14 protein-coding genes are annotated in these 20657 nt (G+C 33.4%); all 14 read left to right on the top strand.

The genetic code is table 11. The annotated features are described in order from the left end of the window. The first annotated feature begins 112 nt into the window (after positions 1-112). The 14 genes from ACP7AV_RS10020 (at position 113) to ACP7AV_RS09955 (ending at position 20543) form a co-directional block, all read left to right on the top strand. The gene (locus ACP7AV_RS10020; RefSeq protein WP_426091848.1) at positions 113-1444 is read left to right on the top strand and encodes a hypothetical protein; all 1332 of its coding nucleotides are present in this window, start codon (positions 113-115) and stop codon (positions 1442-1444) included. Further along, complete coding sequence (locus tag ACP7AV_RS10015) at positions 1441-2148, top strand: glycosyltransferase (protein WP_426091847.1); 708 nt, start codon at positions 1441-1443, stop codon at positions 2146-2148. The genes ACP7AV_RS10020 and ACP7AV_RS10015 overlap by 4 nt, the downstream gene beginning before the upstream one ends. Before the next feature lie 115 nt (positions 2149-2263). Next, positions 2264-3292 carry a glycosyltransferase family 4 protein gene (locus tag ACP7AV_RS10010; protein ID WP_426091846.1) on the top strand — a complete coding sequence of 343 codons (1029 nt, stop codon included), beginning with the start codon at positions 2264-2266 and terminating at the stop codon, positions 3290-3292. Positions 3293-3297: 5 nt separating this feature from the next. Next, positions 3298-4305, top strand: a complete 1008-nt coding sequence (locus tag ACP7AV_RS10005) for a glycosyltransferase (RefSeq protein WP_426091845.1) — start codon at positions 3298-3300, stop codon at positions 4303-4305. 189 nt (positions 4306-4494) lie between these two features. Continuing rightward, a complete protein-coding gene (gene asnB / locus ACP7AV_RS10000) occupies positions 4495-6387 on the top strand; it encodes an asparagine synthase (glutamine-hydrolyzing) (protein WP_426091844.1) in 1893 nt (630 codons plus the stop codon). Further along, the gene (locus ACP7AV_RS09995) at positions 6384-8495 is read left to right on the top strand and encodes a bi-domain-containing oxidoreductase (RefSeq protein WP_426091843.1); all 2112 of its coding nucleotides are present in this window, start codon (positions 6384-6386) and stop codon (positions 8493-8495) included. Before asnB ends, ACP7AV_RS09995 begins: the two co-directional genes overlap by 4 nt. A 16-nt stretch (positions 8496-8511) precedes the next feature. Further along, on the top strand, positions 8512-10392 hold the full coding sequence (locus ACP7AV_RS09990) for an alginate lyase family protein (RefSeq protein ID WP_426091842.1): 1881 nt from the start codon (positions 8512-8514) through the stop codon (positions 10390-10392). A 112-nt stretch (positions 10393-10504) separates the two neighbouring features. After that, positions 10505-11725 (top strand): glycosyltransferase family 4 protein, encoded by a 1221-nt coding sequence (locus tag ACP7AV_RS09985; protein ID WP_426091841.1) that lies wholly within the window; start codon positions 10505-10507, stop codon positions 11723-11725. Positions 11726-11852: 127 nt separating this feature from the next. Next, a complete protein-coding gene (locus tag ACP7AV_RS09980) occupies positions 11853-12455 on the top strand; it encodes a sugar transferase (protein ID WP_426091840.1) in 603 nt (200 codons plus the stop codon). Further along, entirely contained in the window at positions 12445-13068 is a 624-nt protein-coding gene (locus tag ACP7AV_RS09975; RefSeq protein WP_426091839.1) for an acetyltransferase, read from the top strand. Before ACP7AV_RS09980 ends, ACP7AV_RS09975 begins: the two co-directional genes overlap by 11 nt. Then, positions 13061-14212, top strand: a complete 1152-nt coding sequence (locus ACP7AV_RS09970; RefSeq protein WP_426091838.1) for a DegT/DnrJ/EryC1/StrS family aminotransferase — start codon at positions 13061-13063, stop codon at positions 14210-14212. Before ACP7AV_RS09975 ends, ACP7AV_RS09970 begins: the two co-directional genes overlap by 8 nt. A gap of 569 nt (positions 14213-14781) precedes the next feature. Continuing rightward, positions 14782-16677 (top strand): polysaccharide biosynthesis protein, encoded by a 1896-nt coding sequence (locus ACP7AV_RS09965; protein WP_426091925.1) that lies wholly within the window; start codon positions 14782-14784, stop codon positions 16675-16677. A 707-nt stretch (positions 16678-17384) separates the two neighbouring features. Further along, positions 17385-18176, top strand: a complete 792-nt coding sequence (locus ACP7AV_RS09960) for a polysaccharide biosynthesis/export family protein (protein WP_426091837.1) — start codon at positions 17385-17387, stop codon at positions 18174-18176. Positions 18177-18185: 9 nt separating this feature from the next. Then, on the top strand, positions 18186-20543 hold the full coding sequence (locus tag ACP7AV_RS09955) for a GumC family protein (protein WP_426091836.1): 2358 nt from the start codon (positions 18186-18188) through the stop codon (positions 20541-20543). Positions 20544-20657 lie beyond the last annotated feature (114 nt).

The following is a 20657-nucleotide window of genomic DNA, read 5'->3' as shown; positions in this document are numbered from 1 at the left end:
ATTTATTGTTGTTAAAGTTGCGTAATGCATTGGAACGATAAGCTCAAATTTCAAATTATTTAAAAATAATAAACGATATAATAACTTTTTTAAATACTAAAAATCATAAAGAATGATTGGAACTTTTTTATTGCTTATCCTTTTTTTTTTCTTTTTTTTAAGAGATAATACAACAGGGATAGTATCTATAATCATTATATCATTAATGAATGATATGTTTGAATTGTCTTTGGGTTTTTCATTAGCGGTTCATTATATCATTGCATTGGTATATATTCCAAAACTGTTGTTGGATTATAAATTTATATCATTAAAAAATAGACAATTAATTAGACCTCTTTATATTGAACTTTTTTATCTTATTTTTTTGGCTATTTTTTTTGGGTATATTGAGCCATGGGAATCTCGATATGATTATGAACGAAGTTGGAGCCAGAAAGCGGAAGGTAGGGCAATAATTCAAATATTTAGGCTGTTTGCTGAGTTTGCTCTGATGTTAATACTGTTATTATGGCTTAACAAAAAGCGAATAACTATAGATTATTTATTGAAAGCGATTTCCTTAATAATGTTTTTTACTTTGATGATGGCATTTTTTGATACTGCTCTGAATGGAGGTTTAAAACAGATATTTTTTTCAGGGTCAAGAATATTAGGTGACCGTTTTACCGGATTTAACGGAGAGCCTAGAGCTTTCGGCCGTATGTGTTCTTTTGTTTTGCTATTTTTGGTAACGTTTAGGGCTAGTAATAAAAATAAGCTTATTAAAATCGGTATGTGGTCTTCGATTATTGGTTTAGTCATAAGTTTATCTGCATCAGCATATTTAATGACTTTAGTTTGGGGAACAGTATTTATTATAATTACACAAAGATATAAGTATCTTTTTTTTGGTATTCCACTCATTCTTTTTTTACTATTTTTTCTTAACCAAAACGAATTTTTTAAGGAAAGCACATTAAAAAAAATAGAAAATATGGTGTCAAACGGTGGTGGTTATAATCAAAAAGAAAAAGTAAATGCTCAAGAACCTGAAATTTTCAGCAGTTTTGAAATATTTGACAGAGCCGCATTAAATTTTCTTTACGATGAACCCTTTTTCTTTATAATAGGAACAGGTCCAAATATGATTAGTATTCCATCCTCACCTTATTTAACAGCATCCTCTTATGCCATATATGAAAATAGAATTGATAGTGTACCTCATAGTTTTTTAGTTAACTTAACTGCACGTTCAGGAATTATAGGTCTAACATTATGGTTTGTTTTTTTTAGAAGATTCAAAAATGCTCTTAAAGGTTTTGACAAAAAATTACAGGCTTTGTTTATTTGCGTGATGCTTTCACAATTTATTGTAGATACATCTATGTTCTTATTAATAATCGCTGTTCTTTTATTTATTGCTCAAAAAAACGAAAAACAAATTTTAAAAGAAAAAATATGATTAGTATTATAACTCCGGTGTTAAATGGAGCTGATTTTATTGAAAACAATATTAAATCAATAGAGAAATTAACCATACCCTTTGAGCATATAATAGTGGATGGAGGCTCAACGGATGGTACATTGGAAATTATTCAAAGATTTTCCAATGTAAAAGTGATCCATCAGAAAGAAGGTAGAGGGATGTACCATGCGATACATTTAGGGTTCAAAGAATCGATTGGGGATATTATTACATGGGTAAATTCAGATGATATTATTTTAAATAATGGATTTGAGAAATTGTACACCACAATTGTCAACTCTAAAAGTGACGTTGTTTATTCGGACGCATTTTTTATAAATATATCAGGAAAAAGGATAAAAAACGTGAAAGGAAGATATTTTGCCAAATTTTTATTAAAAAATGGTATATTTCCGTTTATACAACCATCTGCAATTTTTACAAAAAAATTATATTATAAAGTGGGTGGTTTCGATTTTATCAATTTTAAAATTGCAGGAGATTTAGATTTGTTCTATAGGTTTTCATTGCTAAAAGAGGTTAAGTTTAAAAAAATAAAAAAGTATTCAGTTGAGTTCTTAAAATATGGGGATTCTCTAGGTGATAAAAATACAGTATTAGCTAATAAAGAACGGGATAGAGCCAATATACCAATCCCCACTTTAATAATAAGAATATTTAATAAAATTGTAAGTTTATAATGAAATCAACAATAGTAATTTTCGGCAAAATATTTTACTCGTTATTTAGTAGATTTTAATTAAATTATATTAGCAAAAGTATAATGCTAAATTAATTTAAAAAATCATAGAATTCATGAAAGCAGTTTTTTTAATTATCGATTATGTACCGCATCAGGTTCTTACTATTCGCAAACTTATAGAAGATCATGATTGTGATATTTTAGCATATCATGTCGCAAGATTTATTACAAACATTCCAGTACTCGATAATTTTGCGACAACCCATTACAAAAATCAAAAAAAGGAAGAAATTCTTGCTAATATAATATCCTATAATCCTGATATAATAGTTGTAGCAGGTTGGATGATCCCAGAATATGTTTGGATTGCAAAAAAATTAATGAAAATACTTAAAGTCCCTATTGTGAGTTATTCAGATACGCAATGGTATGGAACAATACGGCAGAGAATTAATGCATTGATAAGCCCCTTTCACGTGAAAAAAGCTTTTACACATATATGGGCAGCGGGTTTATATCAATTTGAATATGCAAGAAAATTAGGGTATAGTAAAGGGAATATCATATTAAATTCTTTAACGGCAGACGTGGACTTGTTTAATAAAATTAATCTGGAGGTTAAATTAGAAAATTATCCGAAAAATTTTATTTACATAGGTAATTTTTCTCTTGGAAAAGGTTTGGATGTATTGATTAAAGCTTGGGATGCTATTTCAGATAAAAAAGACTGGACATTAACTTTAATTGGAGATGGTATTCTTAAAGATAGTTTAAGAAGTAATAAATCAATTATCATAAAGGATTACATGAATCAAGCAGAATTAATTCATGAAATACAAAATTCAGGATGTTTGATTTTACCCTCTTTAAAAGAACAATGGGCTTTAGTGATTCATGAAGCCGCTGTTTCAGGATTGCCTATTGTTTGTACTGATATTTGTGGAGCAGCGCCACACTTCGTGATAAATGGTTATAATGGCTTTAAAGTTAAAGCCAATGATATAATTGAGATGAAACAAGCCTTAATAAAAATGATTAACATGAATGATAATGAATTATATGTTTTCTCATGTAAAAGTCGAGAATTAGGTTTGTATATTACTCCAGATATTTCAATAAATAGTCTTCTGCAATTAATATAGAATATATGATCCTTCTAGATGCCTTATATATAAATAATAGCGGTGGTAAAGTCCTCTTAGATTATCTGGTAGCTGAACTGGAGCAATCAGGTCTTGATGTTTTTTATCTTTTTGACGATAGGTGTAAAAATGACTTTAAGGATATTCCAAAGAACAAGAAATTATTTTTAAAAACCGGGATCTTATCGAGGTATAAATTTTACAAAAAAAACGGTGTAAATTTTTCAAAAGTATTATGTTTCGGTAATTTGCCACCTTCTTTAAAAATAAAAGCTGCAGTTTACACTTATTTTCATCAGAAACTCTTTCTTGAAATACCCAAAGAAATTTCAATCAAGGATAAGATTGTTTATCAAATAAAAACGTTATTTTTTAATTTGTTGCTTAAAAATACAGATTTTTTCATTGTGCAAACGCAAGTAATGAAAGATTCCTTTTTAAATAAAATTCCAAAATCAGAAAATGAAAAAGTATTGATTATTCCTTTTTATCCTTCAATCAAAAAGTCTAATATTGAAAGAGGGAAAAAAGACAGTTTTGTATATGTTAGTTCAGGAACCAAACATAAAAATCATTTCAATATGATAGAAGCATTTTGTAGCTATTATGACGAAATAAAACATGGAGAACTCCACTTGACAATTGGAAAAGAGTTTAAAGACTTAAACAGTATTTTAGAAACAAGAATTAAAGAAGGGTATCCCATAATCAATTGGGGTTTTATTCCTAGAGGTGAATTAGGGATGATTTACGGTAAAGCAGCTTTCTCTATATATCCATCGTTGACTGAGAGTTTTGGATTGGGGCTTGTTGAAGCCATTGAAAATCAATGCGATATAATTGGGTCTGATTTGCCCTACACTTACGCTGTCTGTAAACCTTCGTTAGTATTTGACCCGACCAAAATTGAGAGCATCGCAGATGCCTTTAAATTAGCGGTAGCAGAAGAAATAATTTCCACAGAACAGTTGGTTTTTAACGAAATTGATAAATTAATAGTTTTGCTGGAATAAAAGAATATACTACAAATAAAATGACCATTGGGTATAAAGCGAGGTCAACAATTAAATACTAATTATTACAGGACTAAAGATCCTTAAGGTAGGCAAAAAAGTATTTAATTCTAGGATATAAGTGAGATATATACTCGCTTTATTAAAAATATAGAAAACTAAATTTAATTTGAACATTGACCAGCGCTTATGTGTGGAATATTAGGTTATTTTGGAAACCAGGGGTCTTCTTTTTTAAATAAAGTCTCTTTAGAGAAAATTTCTCATAGAGGACCGGATCATTCAGAATTTATAACAGGAGAACATTTTTATTTAGGTCATACCCGTTTGTCAATTTTAGATTTATCTGCTAGAGGAAATCAACCAATGTATTCTTCAGACAAGAATTTCTCTATCATTTTTAACGGAGAAATTTACAATCATTTAGAGTTGCGAGAAAAATATCTTTCGAGTGTCAATTTTTCATCAACCAGTGATACAGAAACTTTATTGTATGGTTTAATTAATGAAGGTACCGATTTTATAAAAAAACTGAACGGTATTTTTGCTTTTTCCTTTTATAATTTTGAAACAAAGGATTTCATAATCGCCCGAGATCATTTTGGGGTTAAGCCATTGTATTATTTTTTAAACGATAATGAAATAGGGTTTTCCTCCGAAGCAAAAGCGCTGCTTCCGTACTTAAAAAATATGGATGTTGACCAAACGGCGCTGAAAAATTATATTAATTTTCTGTGGGCTCCGGGAAATCTTACTCCTATAAAACAAATAAAAAAACTATTACCGGGTAATTATATTACCGGAAATGCAAGTAAAATTAATGAGTTAAAATTTACCCGCTATTATTCAATCCCTTTTGATTCCAACTCATTCAGCAATAAATCTGACGCAGAATTAATTGATTTGCTGGAAGAAAAATTAGTTAGCGCTGTACAAAGACAAATGCTATCAGATGTACCTATTGGCTTTTTTTTGTCAGGAGGTCTTGACAGCAGTTTGGTAGTAGCTATTGCCAAAAAATTACATCCGAAAAAAAAACTGGACTGTTTTACAATTAAAACTCATAATATTGAGAATGAAGGATTTGTCGACGATTTTTATTACGCAGAAAAAGTAGCGAAATATTTGGATGTAAATTTAAATGTAGTTGATTCCACTGTAGAGATATTAAACGATTTTGATAAAATCATATATTTTTTAGATGAACCACAGGCTGATCCCGCTCCTATACATGTGTATAATATATGTAAAGTTGCAAAGGAAAAAGGAATAAAAGTATTATTAGGAGGAACGGGTGGAGATGATATTTTTTCTGGATATAGAAGGCATCAAGCATTAGAATTTACAAAAATAATTTCTTTTTGTCCTGTGGTTTTAAGAAAATTAATGAAAAATATTGTTGGTAAGCTTAACCAAACAAATTCATTATCAAGAAGGCTAAATAAACTGACTAAAAATATCGATAAATCAACCGAGGAAATTATGTTAGGTTATTTTGACTGGATAGATCAGGATAAATTAAATGGTTTATTTTTAAATAAAAGCCAAATTGATATTCATAGTTATTTTAAATTTTTAAATACTTTAATACCAAAAGAAAAATCAAATTTGAACAAAATGCTCTTTTGGGAAATAAATACTTTTTTGGTAAGTCATAATTTAAATTACACTGATAAATTAAGTATGGCACATGGGATTGAGGTGCGGGTTCCTTATTTAGATTTAGAACTGGTTGAATTTTCAACAACTATACCTCCCAAACTCAAATTGAATGGTAGTGAAACTAAATATTTATTAAAGAAAGTTGCCGAGAGATATTTGCCAAAAGAAATAATATACAGAGGGAAAACTGGTTTTGGCGGACCAGTGAGAAAATGGATTTTAAATGATATGTCAGAACTTATAGACGATTATTTGAGTAAAGAAGCAATTGAAAAGCGGGGTATTTTTGATTATGAAAAAGTAAATGAATTATTAGAAATGAACAAAAAAGGCGGTGATGATTTGTCCTATCCAATTTGGTCTTTGTTGGCTATTGAATCGTGGATGAGACAATTTTATGATAATAAACTAGAAAAATGAAACAAATCATTCAGTCCTTTAAAACAGGACAAACCATATTAGAAGAAGTTCCGGCACCTCAGGTGACCAAAGGAACTGTCTTAATTCAAACGACGCGTTCTTTGGTTTCATTGGGTACAGAGCGTATGCTTGTTGAATTTGGTAAATCAAATTTAATTTCAAAAGCAAGACAACAACCTGATAAGGTTAAACAAGTTTTGGATAAAATAAAAACAGAAGGACTAGTTCCAACTTTAGAAGCCGTTTTTAATAAACTGGGAGAGCCTTTGGCATTGGGCTATTGTAATGTAGGAAAAGTAATAGCGGTTGGTGAAGGGGTTAGTGAGTTTAAAGTTGGCGACAGGGTTGCTTCCAATGGGCAGCATGCCGAATTTGTTTCTATCCCTAAAAACTTGGTTGCCCATATTCCAGATAATGTGTCTGACGAACAAGCCGCTTTTACAGTTATAGGTTCTATCGGTTTGCAAGGAATTCGGTTATTAAATCCAACACTTGGTGAAACGATAGTTGTCACTGGTTTAGGATTAATAGGATTGTTGACTGCCCAATTATTAGTGGCCAATGGTTGCAAGGTTATTGGTGTAGATATTGATGAAAGCAAATTGGCTTTGGCCAACCAATGGGGGATTATCCCTTTTAACCCAAGAAATGGTGATGTTGTAAAATTTGTGGAAGAAAACACTAATGGGATTGGTGCTGATGGTGTTATTATAACAGCTTCTGCAAAAACGGATGAAATTATTTCACAAGCAGCTAAAATGTCACGCAAAAGAGGACGTATCATTTTGGTTGGTGTTATTGGTTTAAGTTTGAGCAGGGCTGAATTCTACGAAAAAGAATTATCGTTTCAGGTATCCTGTTCCTATGGGCCAGGTCGATATGACGAGAATTATGAAAATAGGGGAATAGACTATCCTTTAGCATTTGTAAGATGGACAGAAAAAAGAAATTTTGAAGCCATTCTACAGTCTATTTCTGCAGGAAAACTGCAGGTGACAGAAATGATTACTGAAGTAATTCCACTGGATAATTATTTAGAAATTTATGGAGAAATAGGTTCCAGTAAATCAATAGCTTCAATTTTAAAATATAATGAAACGGACATAGCACCTCAAAATACCATTCAATTAAAAGAAGCCAATTATACAGGTCAAAATGGTGTTATCGGAATTATCGGTGCTGGCAATTTTACAAAAATGACGATGCTGCCTGCTTTAAAAGCGAGTGGTGCCAATTATAAATATATTGCCAGTAAGGGAGGCGTTAGCGGAACGGCTATGGCGCAAAAATATGGATTCTCTCATTCAACCACCAATGTGGATGATGTTTTGCAAGACAATGAAGTTGATCTGGTATTAATCACCACGCGCCACAACCTTCATGCCGAAATGACCGTGAAATTTTTGGAAGCCAAAAAACATGTTTTTGTGGAAAAACCATTGGCGCTAAATGAACAGGAATTAAATGAAGTAATTGAGGCTCAGGCAAAGTCTGGCAAAACGGTTATGGTTGGTTTCAACAGAAGATTTTCTCCGCATACCGAAAAAATGAAATCATTATTGGGGACTTCTCAAATGAATATAATTGCCACGATGAATGCAGGGAATATTCCGGCAAATGTTTGGATTCATGATACGTTAGTGGGTGGAGGAAGAATTATTGGAGAAGCTTGTCACTTTATTGATTTAATTACTTATTTGACCGGCAGTAAAGTCAAAGCTGTTTGTATGAATGCTATGGGTATAAATCCAGAAGAAAACACAGATAATGCAACAATATTATTGAAATATGAAAATGGTTCTACAGGGGTTATTAATTATTTTTCTAACGGTTCAAAAGCCTATTCAAAAGAACGTGTAGAGGTTTATTCACAAGATCGAACTTTGGTAATGGATAATTTCAGGAAAACGGAGGGTTTTGGATTCAAGGGTTTTTCAAAGTTGAAAACCAAATTGGATAAAGGGCATAAAAACCAATTTCATAAATTAATCAGTCAAACTAAAAATGGTGGGTCTGCTTTAATTCCATTTGAAGAAATTGTCAATACGACAAAAGCATCATTTGCCGCTATCGAAAGTTTAAAAACTAATCAATGGATTGAATTGTAATTAAAAAGTAAACCAATTGAATATTAAATTAGCTTATCGACTGTTTCAAAATATGGGAATCCGTTATGCTTCCTATAGAATTCGACATGAATTGGAGAAACGGATGGGGTTGTTGAAGAAAAGGCATCCGGTAAATCCTGAAAATAAGTCTTTTATATCTCTGCAAGTTTGGAAAAAACTTGATATTCCTTTTATAATCAAAGAACGAGAATCGATATCATTTTCTAAAAATCCAGATGGATCTCTAAAAGATTCTGCTCATAAAATTTTGAATGGAGAAATTTGTTTTTTTAGTTCAGAATGGAAAGATTTAGGTTTAAATTACGACTGGATTACCAATCCTGAAACAGGATTTAAATACGACGGTACAAAACATTGGTCCGAAATCAACGACTTTAACCCTGCTAATGGAGACATAAAATATGTTTGGGAAAAGTCAAGGTTTACGTATCTACTGACCATACTACGATATGATTATCATTTTAATGAAGATCATTCTGCTTTTGTGTTTTCTGAGATTGAAAGTTGGATAGATGCCAATCCCACAAATGAGGGACCCAATTGGAAATGCAGTCAGGAAATTTCCTTGCGCCTATTCAACTGGATGTATGCGTTATATTTTTACAAAAATTCCAAAGAACTTTCAGAAGAACGTTGGAATAAAATCCAGAACGCTATTTATTGGTCGTTGCAGCATGTGTATCATCACATTAATTTTTCAAGAATTGCAGTTCGAAACAACCATGCCATTACAGAAACTTTAGCACTAACAATTAGCGAATTGTTATTTCCTTTTATTCCTGAAACTAAAAAGTGGGCAAAAAAGGGAAGACAATGGTTTGAACAGGAAGTGGAATATCAAATTTATGAAGATGGCACATTTCTTCAATTTTCGATGAACTACCACAGGGTAGTGGTTCAATTATTGTCGTTTGGGATTGCATTAACAGAATTGCATCATAAAAAGTTTTCAAGCGTTATTTATGACCGTGCTGCAAAATCATTGGATTTTCTGTACCAATGTCTACAAGAGGAAAATGGACACCTGCCCAACTATGGTTCTAACGATGGTGCTTTGTTTTTTCCACTATCTAATTCAGAGTACCGAGACTATAGACCACAGTTGAATACGTTGCATTTTATTCTATATGGCCAGCATCTTTTCGACAACAAAAATAGCAGGGAAGACTCTTATTGGTTAAAACAAAAGTCAAATAGTCTTCCTGTCAATGAAATAATTCAAAAAAACGACGGTGCGATTTCTTATCCAAAAGGGGGTTATTATCTGATTCGGGAATCAGACACTTTTACTTTTATACGATGTGGGAATTACAAAGACAGACCGTATCAGGCAGATAATTTGCATTTGGATATCTGGTGCAATGGAGTAAACCTTTTGAGGGATTCGGGCAGTTATAAATACAATACAGAAAAAAAATATCAGGATTATTTTATGGGAACGGCTTCCCATAATACGGTAATGGTGGAGAGTCATTCCCAAATGTTAAAAGGAAGCCGTTTTATATGGTATTATTGGACAAAGTCTCTTTCAGCCGAGTTAACGGAAACAAATAGTGAATTTATTTTCAAAGGCAAAATCGCCGCTTTCCAGTTTCTGAATTCAAAAGCTACCCATAAAAGAAGTGTCATCAAAAAGAAAAATTCAAAGGAATGGGTTGTAATTGATGAGGTAATTGGATTAAATAATTTTGAAAAATTCCAAATATGGCATCACGATGAAAGCCCTGTCAAATTTCAAGCATTGGAAGACGATAAAGAGGTAACTCCCGACGTGTGTGAATCTTATGATTCTTCCTATTATGGTATGATGAATAAAGGAAATGCAACTGCTTTTAAATTCGACACAGAGATTAAAACAAAAATTACAATTACATAAAAGATCAATACTATTTTAAATCAATGAAATGAGCATAACCGATAATTGGTCGGAAACACTAATGATGATATGCGAATTACATATGACCGATCAAAAACAATAATATCAACATATGAAAGTACTTTATTTTCACCAACATTTTACGACTCCTGCTATTGGTGGAGCTACACGTTCTTATGAATTTGCAAAACGTTTAATAGAAAAGGGACATACCGTTTCTGTAGTTTGCGGTGAATACGCTAAACTAAATTTAGCAGGAACTGATGTGAAAGGAATATATCGAGGAGATGTTGACGGCATCGATGTCATCCAAATAGCTTTACCTTATTCGAATAATGATAGTATAGCAACAAGAGCTTGGATATTTATAAAGTTTGGTATACTGGGAATTAGGGTGGCAATTAAAGAGGAGTACGATATCTTATTTGCTACTTCCACCCCATTAACCGCTGGGATACCCGGAATCTTCATGAAATGGTTTGGTAAGAAGAAGAAATTCGTTTTTGAAGTGCGTGATCTTTGGCCCGAGCTGCCCAAAGCTTTGGGGATGAAAAATCCTTTCCTTCTTTGGGGTATGAGTGTCTTAGAGAAATTAACTTACAGCAAAGCAGATGCATGTATTGGTTTGTCTCCCGGTATTTGTGAGGGAATTGCAAAACGATCACAAAAAAACAAGAAAATCACATTGATTCCTAACGGTTGTGATTTAGATTTGTTTGTGCCTGGCACTAGAGCTGAACTTGTTTTGGACGGAATTAAACCTACTGATACTGTTGCAATATTTACTGGGGCACACGGTATCGCTAATGGATTGCATGCAGTATTAGACGCGGCAGTGGAGTTAAAGAAGAAAGGAAGGTTGGACATAGTATTGGCACTTATTGGTGATGGTAAAATGAAACCAGAATTGGTGGCTAGAGCAGTGAAAGAAAACCTCTCGAATTGTCGGTTTTATGATCCTATGCCAAAATCTAAGCTTAATAAAATTTTGGCTAATGCGGATATAGGAATGATGGTTCTGGCGAATGTGCCGGCGTTTTATTACGGTACTTCTCCAAATAAGTTTTTTGACTATATTTCTTCGGGTTTACCGGTTTTAAATAATTATCCAGGTTGGTTGGCGGATATAATACGAGAGAATAATTGTGGTCTTGTGGTGTCGCCTAATAATGCGGAAGCTTTTGCAAATGCATTGATTAAATTAGCAGATGATCGGAAACTTTCGCGTGCATTCGGACAGAACTCCAGAAGATTGGCTGAAAATAACTTTTCTAGAAATGATCTTGCCGAGAAGTTTGTAGGTTTTTTGGAAGAAGTTCAAAGAAGTAAGTAAATATATAATATTATATTCAATCATTAATAGATTTCTTAATCGCATTAACGTGCTTAGAACGGCTAAATGGAAGAAAACAATGTTGGTTAAGTGAAGGGATTAGTAGAATATAAAAAAATGAAGCAGAATGTATAAACTCTTTTTTAAAAGAATATTGGATTTTATGCTCGCCCTATTTGGCTTAGGGGTGTTGAGCCCTTTATTGGTATTTGTTACAATTGCTTTATATTTTGCAAATGAAGGCAAACCATTCTTTTTTCAATTACGTCCGGGATTAAACGGCTCCGTTTTCAAAATTATCAAGTTCAAGACGATGAACGACAAGAAAGATTTAGCCGGAAATCTGCTATCTGATGCCGAACGATTGACAAAAATGGGAAGCTTTGTGCGCAAAACCTCCTTGGATGAAATTCCTCAATTATTGAATGTGATTAAAGGTGACATGAGTCTGATTGGACCCAGGCCTTTACTGCCCGAATATTTGCCGTTATATGATGTTGAACAACAAAAGCGTCACGCCGTCACGCCCGGAATAACAGGGTGGGCTCAAGTCAATGGTCGGAATGCGATCAGCTGGAAACAAAAATTTGAATATGATGTTTGGTATGTGGATCATATCTCTTTATTTTTAGACTTAAAAATATTATTTTTAACCGTTAAAAAAGTACTAGTCAGAGAAGGAATAAACACAGAGAATACAGCTACGACAGAACGTTTTTATGGAAATTGATATCTATTTATTTGGCGCCAGCGGGCATTGTAAAGTTATAATCGACATTATAGCCTCTACACAAGATTTAACGATTAAAGGAATAGTTGATGATTATCCTAATCAGAAAGAGCTTTGTGATATCCCTGTTTTCAACACAAATAGTTTTGGCACTTTTTCGGATAAACAGTTTATTGTTTCGGTAGGTAATAACAGGACTAGAAAAAAAATTGTTGACCATTTGTCTGCCATTTATCCAATTGCCGTACATTCTCAAGCCATAGTCTCCAAACGCGCTATCATTGGCAAAGGTACAGTTATTATGGCATGCGCGGTAGTAAATTCAGATGCGTTCATTGGACAGCATTGTATAATCAATACTGCGGCTGTAATTGAACACGATTGCAAAATAGCTAACTATGTGCATGTTTCACCCAATGTGACTTTGGCAGGTAATATCATAGTAGGCGAAGGAACACATTTAGGAATTGGAGCAACAGTCATACAAGGAATCAAAATTGGAAAATGGGCAACCATAGGTGCAGGATCAGTAGTCATTCGTGATGTTCCTGATTACGCTGTAGTGGTAGGGAATCCAGGTAAAATTATAAAATACAACGTAGAAAATGAATAAATCAAAAATATGGCTTTCTTCCCCCCACATGGGCGGCAGTGAGCAAAAGTTTGTACAGGAAGCTTTTGATACGAATTGGGTAGCTCCACTTGGTCCTAATGTTACGGGGCTGGAACAGGATTTGGAGAAATATTTATCTAAAGGTGAAGTTGCTGTTGGTGTTTTAAGCTCTGGTACAGCAGCCATTCACCTAGGACTAGTTTTATTGGGTGTTACCTCGGGTGATGAAGTGATCTGTCAAAGTATGACGTTTTCTGCTTCGGTTAATCCTATTTTTTATCAGGGGGCAACTCCAGTTTTTGTTGACAGTGAATTGGATACCTGGAATTTATGCCCAGTAGCTTTGGAAGCAGCCATTAAAGACCGTATTGCGAAAGGTAAGAAACCTAAAGCCATTATAGCAGTTCATCTGTATGGTGTGCCGTTCCAAATTGAAGCTATACGAGCTGTTGCCGATGCGTATGCAATTCCCATTTTAGAAGATGCTGCCGAGGCTTTAGGCAGCAGCTATAAAGGTAAGAAGTGTGGGACTTTTGGAGATATTGGGGTTTTGTCCTTTAATGGAAACAAAATCATTACCACTTCAGGAGGAGGAGCCATTGTAATGCCTACTGTAGCTTTAAAAGAAAGGGCTATTTTTTTTGCTACTCAATCCAGAGATGATGCACCACACTACCAGCATAGCGAAATAGGTTATAATTACCGCATGAGTAACGTTTGTGCCGGTATTGGTAGAGGCCAAATGGAAGTTTTGGATGAACATGTTGGTCAACGCAGGGCTATGCATGATTTTTATGGTGCTTTTTTTAATGATATATCAGCTATTACTTTGTTCAGCGTACCTAGTGATGATTATTTTGCCAATTATTGGTTAAGTGCTATATTAACAGAGCCTGAAAAATCCAATGAAATAACCCGAGAAACGATTCGATTGGCATTGGAAGCAGAAAATATTGAGTCCCGACCCCTTTGGAAACCGATGCATTTGCAACCTATTTTTAAAAAGTATCCGTACTATGGAGAAAAAGTGGCTGAAACGCTGTTTGAAAATGGACTCTGTCTGCCGTCGGGTTCCAATTTAACAGAAGAAGACAGGAATAGAATTCAGAGTGTTTTGGCCAAGTTGTTTGGTCAGAAGGCATAGTTTATTTTCTATTATTATTATTATTATTATTATTATTATTAGTGATTCTTGTAACTCACTACATTTAATTTTTTAAACACATCGAATCATAGTTTTTAAGTATTTCTATTAAGACGTTTAACTTTATATAGTAAATCATACCCTTATGGACTCAGAATTGAGTTATTCGATTCTTTTTTCTATGTTTTGATCCGGCAGTTACTTAAGTCGAGGTTGGTGTTTTTATATCTTTTTTAAAATTATTAATTTTACATAATTACACTCGTCGGGGATAACTAATTGTTTCGATTATCACTTAGTATCCTGCCTTATTAACAATTTGTAAGAATAAAAAAGTAAATTAAAGACAATTTTCTCATTGTTAAATTCTGCAACATACGGTCAGTGTGTTTTATCGTTTGTATGTAAAAAAAGTGTTTGTTTGAGACTTTATTTTATTTCCTATATTTGATTCTTATTCATTATTCAAGACGTATCACTTTAAAAAAAAATAAATTACTTTGAGTACTCCTGTAAATAAAAAAGCAGCACAGTTTGTTACTGACGTTTTTTTCAAAAAGAACCTTAGATTGAATATTCATAATTTGGGTTATTTGCCCCGCTGGATCATTGTTGGCATTGATTTGATGGTTTTGCTGTTGTCGTTCTTTTTTACTTTTCTTCTCTTTAGAGGTACTGGTTTGGATTATATAACGACGCCTCATACCATCATTTTCATCAGTTCTTTTTTTGGAATAAATTTGTTTTTTTTCTGGCTATTTCGCACGTATTCCGGAATTATCCGACATTCTTCTAATATTGATGCGGTTAAATTATTGTTTTCACAATCGGCCGTTTTAATTGCTTTTCTTGCTTTTAATTTTTTACACGAGATTATCCTTGGTACAAAAGCCTTTTTGAATACCGCTATTTTTATCAATATTGTTTTGTCTTTTTGCGGCTTGTTTTTATATCGAGTTGTGGTCAAGCAAACATTTGAACTTTATTTTTCGGAAAAGAGCAATTTAGAATTAATACGAACTGTCATTTACGGAACCGATGCCAATGCAATTTCGGTTGCTAACGCGTTAAAATTTGAAACACCTTCACGTTTTAAAATTGTGGGATTTGTCGATAAAAAAAATAAGAATGCTTCCAAACGCATGTTGGATCTTCCTATTTTAGTGCAAAAGAAAAAGTTGCCTGCTTTAATGCGTTCGGTAGCAGCGGAAGGCGTTATCATTGCTGATAAGGGATTGTCAAAAGACGAACAACTTATCATTGTAGACCAGTGTTTGGAATACAATTACAAAGTTTATACCGTACCCTTAATATCTGATTGGGAAAATCAAAAAGAGATTTCCCAAAAAGTAAAGACCATTGAAATTGAAGATCTTCTAGAAAGAAAACCAATTGTATTGGACAACAAGTCCATTTCAAATCAGTTGAAAGGCAAAGTGATATTGATTTCGGGAGCTGCCGGTTCAATAGGGAGTGAAATCGTGAGACAGGTTTTGCTATTTGATCCTAAAAAAATTATAATATTGGATCAGGCTGAAACGCCGTTGCACCATCTCAAATTAGAAACGGACAATATTATTACCCGCGCCAAAATTCGAACCGTTATTGGGGATATTAGGAATCTAAAGGCAATGGATACGCTTTTTGCATCTTATAAGCCCGAAGTTGTTTTTCATGCAGCTGCTTATAAACACGTGCCGCTGATGGAAGAAAATCCTTGTCAGGCAATTTTCACCAATATAAAGGGGACTAAAAATTTGGCTGATTTAGCTTGTTTGTACGGCGTAGAAAAATTTGTAATGGTGTCTACTGATAAAGCGGTAAACCCCAGTAATGTAATGGGTGCCAGTAAGCGAATAGCTGAAAAATATGTGCAGTCATTACAATTGAAAGAACAAAAAGAGAAGGATTCTCATGCTACTAAATTCATTACCACTCGTTTTGGAAATGTTTTGGGTTCCAATGGTTCTGTTGTTCCTTTGTTTACCAAGCAAATCGCCGAAGGCGGCCCACTTACTATTACTCATGTAGACATTATTCGTTATTTTATGACCATTCCCGAGGCTTGTCAATTGGTCTTGGAAGCGGGGGCTATGGGGGATGGCGGTGAAATTTATATTTTTGATATGGGTAAACCAATCAAGATAATTGATTTGGCACGAAAGATGATTAAATTGGCAGGATTCATTCCGGATAAAGACATCAAAATTGATATTGTTGGGTTGAGACCCGGAGAGAAACTGTATGAAGAGTTGCTTAATGATACTTCAAAGTCGATTCCAACGCATCATGCTAAAATTATGATTGCACAAGAAATACAAGTAGAGTTCGAGGCGTTGCATATCGATATTAATGAATTGATTCGTCTGGCAGATTTGTTTGCCAATGATGCGATAGTGACTCAAATGAAGAAGATAGTACCTGAATTCAAAAGTATGAATTCGACCTATGAAATGTTGGATTAAAACATAAAAAAAGATTAGGATAGCCCAATTCTCGGAAACATAAAGCTATGATTTATACCATTAGCTATTGTATTTTAGTCCAACTTTTTTTGTCCCATCGAGCGCAGTCGAGATGCAACAATAGTTCTCGACTGCGCTCGAACTGACAATTGAACTAATTTATAAACACCTTGGTAGAAAAATGTAAAGAATTAGTTGGGTGTAATGAGATTTAATTATTAAAAGTTACAAATTGTATAGTTAATACTTATTGATTTTGTCATTTCGAGGAACCTGACTCGAGCGACAGCGAATAAGCGAAGCAAATCGCATTTTGTGAATCTATCATGTGATTCCTCCTCTGTCGGAATGACAAAATAACAACTTATGTTATTTTTAAATAATTGCACCCAACGGGTTATAAATTTGATTTCTCGTAGCTCGAAATGACAAACTTTGCAGGGAATTTCGCGATTTGAGTATTAAATTTCAGGACTATATTCGGGATTAGTAACAAACTGAATTTTATGAATAAAATGTAGCTGTTCTATCATTTCGACTAAGAAAAAATTTGATTAGTTGCTACCGTTATGTGATTTCTCCTTTGTCGAAATGACAAATTAGATCCCATTATTAGTAGTAACGGATAGTCCAAAAAATATTAAATAAAACTAATTAGATCAAACGGGTTAATGTTTATATTTGCCCTTTTTAAAAAATAAAATTACATGAAATACTTTTTTTTACTAAAAAAAACAATTCCATTTTTGTTTTTAGTGTTATTGTTCTCTTGTACTTCGAAAAAAGACATCATTTATTACCAAGACATTGATACTTTGGGAGCACAAGAAAAATCAACATCGTATGAAATTAAAATACAACCCGATGATTTATTGATGATTATCGTTTCTGCGGAAGACCTTGAAATTGCGATGCCGTTTAATTTAATAGCTTCATCCGTAGCAAGTCCTGATAGGCCAGATGTCATGGGACAACAATCCACACAATTGTATTTGGTGGATGTTAATGGGATTATAGATTTTCCAATTTTGGGTAAGTTAAAAATTAGCGGATTGACGCGTTCGGAAGTTCTTAAAATCCTACAAGACAAAGTTGCTGTGTTTATCAAAAATCCAATAATTAATCTTCGTATCATGAATTTTAAATATTCGGTTCAAGGTGAAGTTACTAGTCCTGGAACCTATAATGTTGCTTCCGAAAGAATTACGTTGATTGAAGCCTTGAGTAAAGCAGGAGATCTGACAATTTATGGTAAAAGGAATAGTATTTTAATCATTCGGGAAATTGATGGAGTCAAATCCTATAATAGAGTGGATATCACCAAGACGGAATTTATCAATTCTCCGTTTTACTATTTGGCACAAAATGATGTCGTGTATATAGAACCCAATAAGAGTAGAATCAATGCTGCAGCAGTAGGACCAAACACCGGGGTAATTATTTCTGTTTCCTCTTTGCTGATTACTTTAATTACCTTAATTATTACCTCTTCAAAATAAATAGTTTCAATGGAAAATAACATGTCAAATGAAAATCAAGAACAGGATTTTCAACTAAAAGCTATTGTTGATCAGTATGCTTCCCACTGGAAATGGTTTGTTTTAGGCGTTTTTGTTAGTTTACTAATCGCATACATTTATCTTAGATATTACACACCGCAATATCAGGCTGCTACTACGATCTTGGTAAAAGATGAAAAGAAGGGGGGGATGCTTTCTGAACTTTCAGCTTTCGCTGATATGGGTATAGGGGGCGGTATTAAAAATAACTTAGACAATGAGGTAGAAATTTTAAGATCAAGAACATTAATTGAAAGTGTTGTAAAAAAATTGAATTTGAATACGGCTTTTATTATTGAAGGAAATGTAATTAAAGCTGAAGTATACCAGAATTCCCCTATTATAGTCAATTTTATTGATCAGAAGCCTGGTTTTTTTGAAAATAAAATGCAGTTTAAATACGTAGCATTGACATCCAATACCTTTGAGCTAGATGATTTATCATCTGAAAATATTATTTTACTTGATAGTAGCACTGTATTTAAGTATGGTCAGCCTATCAAAACAAAGTACGGTACTTTGGTTATTAATAAGTCGGCTACAAAGTCAAATACTATTGATAACAATAACAGTACAATTATAATCGTACACTCTCCTCTTGAGAATACAGTGGAAAGTTTCAGATCAAGATTAAAGGTTAATCCAATAAGCAAAACAAGCAGTGTCGTTGAAATCTCGTTAATTGATCCCGTGTTGACCAAAGCGGAGGATTTCTTGAATGTTTTGGTGCAGAACTATAACGAAGATGCTGTTGCGGATAAGAATTTAATTTCTGAAAACACTTCAAAATTTATTGCAAACAGATTGAAATTAATTACGGAAGAATTAGAGGGTGTCGAGCAGGATGTTCAGAGTTTTAAAAATACGAATCAGTTAACGGATATCGAAACGGAAGCGAAACTTTTTATTGAAGGTTCAAGCGAGTATGATAAAAAAGGGGTAGAAGCAGATATCCAATTGAATATTATTTCTTCGATGCTGGACTTTATGAAAAAAAGTAAACAATCGGACCTGTTGCCTGCAAATATTGTCAGTGGTGAAGCGACAGAGATGATTGGTTCGTACAATCAATTAGTTTTAGATCGGAACCGAATTATGAAATCGGCAACCGAAGCTAATCCAACTGTTATTAAAATAGACCAACAACTTTCCTCTTTAAAATCAAGTGTGGCTTCGAGTCTGACTCGCATGCAATCAAATTTAAGCATTCAAAAGAGAAATTTGAACAGTCAAGAAGGATTTTTGAATTCTAAATTGGGAAAAATACCAGTGCAGGAACGTCAGTTTAGAGTTATTGCCAGACAACAAAAAGTAAAAGAGGAATTGTATTTGTATTTGTTGCAAAAAAGGGAAGAGACCGCTATTTCACTGTCAGCAACAGAACCCAATGCCAGAGTGATTGATGCTGCCAAAGGATCAAAGATTCCGGTGGCTCCGAAAAAAAACATAATTTATTTAGCCGCATTATTATTAGGGCTTCTTGTTCCATTTGGAATTATTTACTTGATGGATTTATTGGACACGAAAATAAAAAGCCGTTTGGACTTAGAAGGCAAAACATTAATTCCATTTATAGGCGATGTGCCTAAATCCGGTAGCCCTTCGGAAATCATAAAATCAGAAAGCCGCAGTAGTTCGGCAGAGGCGTTGCGAATCGTCCGAACAAATTTGGAATTTATGCTCAGTAGGGTTCCCGACGGTATAGCCAAAACTATTTTTTTGACGTCTACTTTTCCAAAAGAAGGGAAGACTTTTGTTTCGGCCAATCTGGCTGCCACTTTTGCGCTTTCCGGTAAAAAAGTATTGTTGATAGGAATGGATATCAGAAACCCAAGATTGGATGAATATTTCACGTTGCCAGATCGTGGATTAACCAATTACTTGTCTTCTAAAGATTTGGTATTGGAAAATTTGATTGTTAAATATGATGGATTTGATGATTTTCATGTATTACCTGCCGGTGTAATACCTCCTAATCCTGCAGAGATGCTAATGAATAAGAAAGTGGATACACTTTTTGAAATTGTAAAAAAACAATACGATTATATAATAGTTGATACGGCTCCGGTCAGTTTAGTAACCGATACGTTATTAATTGCTAAATATGCGGATTGTTTTATTTATGTGGCTCGTGCTAATGTATTAGAGAAACGAATGCTGAATATTGCCAACACCTTATATAAAGAACAAAAATTACCAAATATGTGCTTACTGCTTAATGATACCGATTCTACGAAAGGTTATGGATATGGGTACGGTTATGGTGTAAAAGTTGAAAGAGAGCCCTGGTATAAAAAAATACTCTAATTTAATAAATTTATTGTTTTAGTTTAATTTTAAGTAAAAGTTTACAAATTATTTTTTTGTAAACTTTTTTTTATTTAATAAGTAGATTAGTTATAGAATTCACAGTTTTTGGTC

Source organism: Flavobacterium sp. DSR3-2 (assembly GCF_049896525.1).
GTDB lineage: Bacteria > Bacteroidota > Bacteroidia > Flavobacteriales > Flavobacteriaceae > Flavobacterium.
The sequence above is the reverse complement of the archived record's forward strand: the minus strand, read 5'-3'. Positions and strand labels throughout refer to the sequence as shown.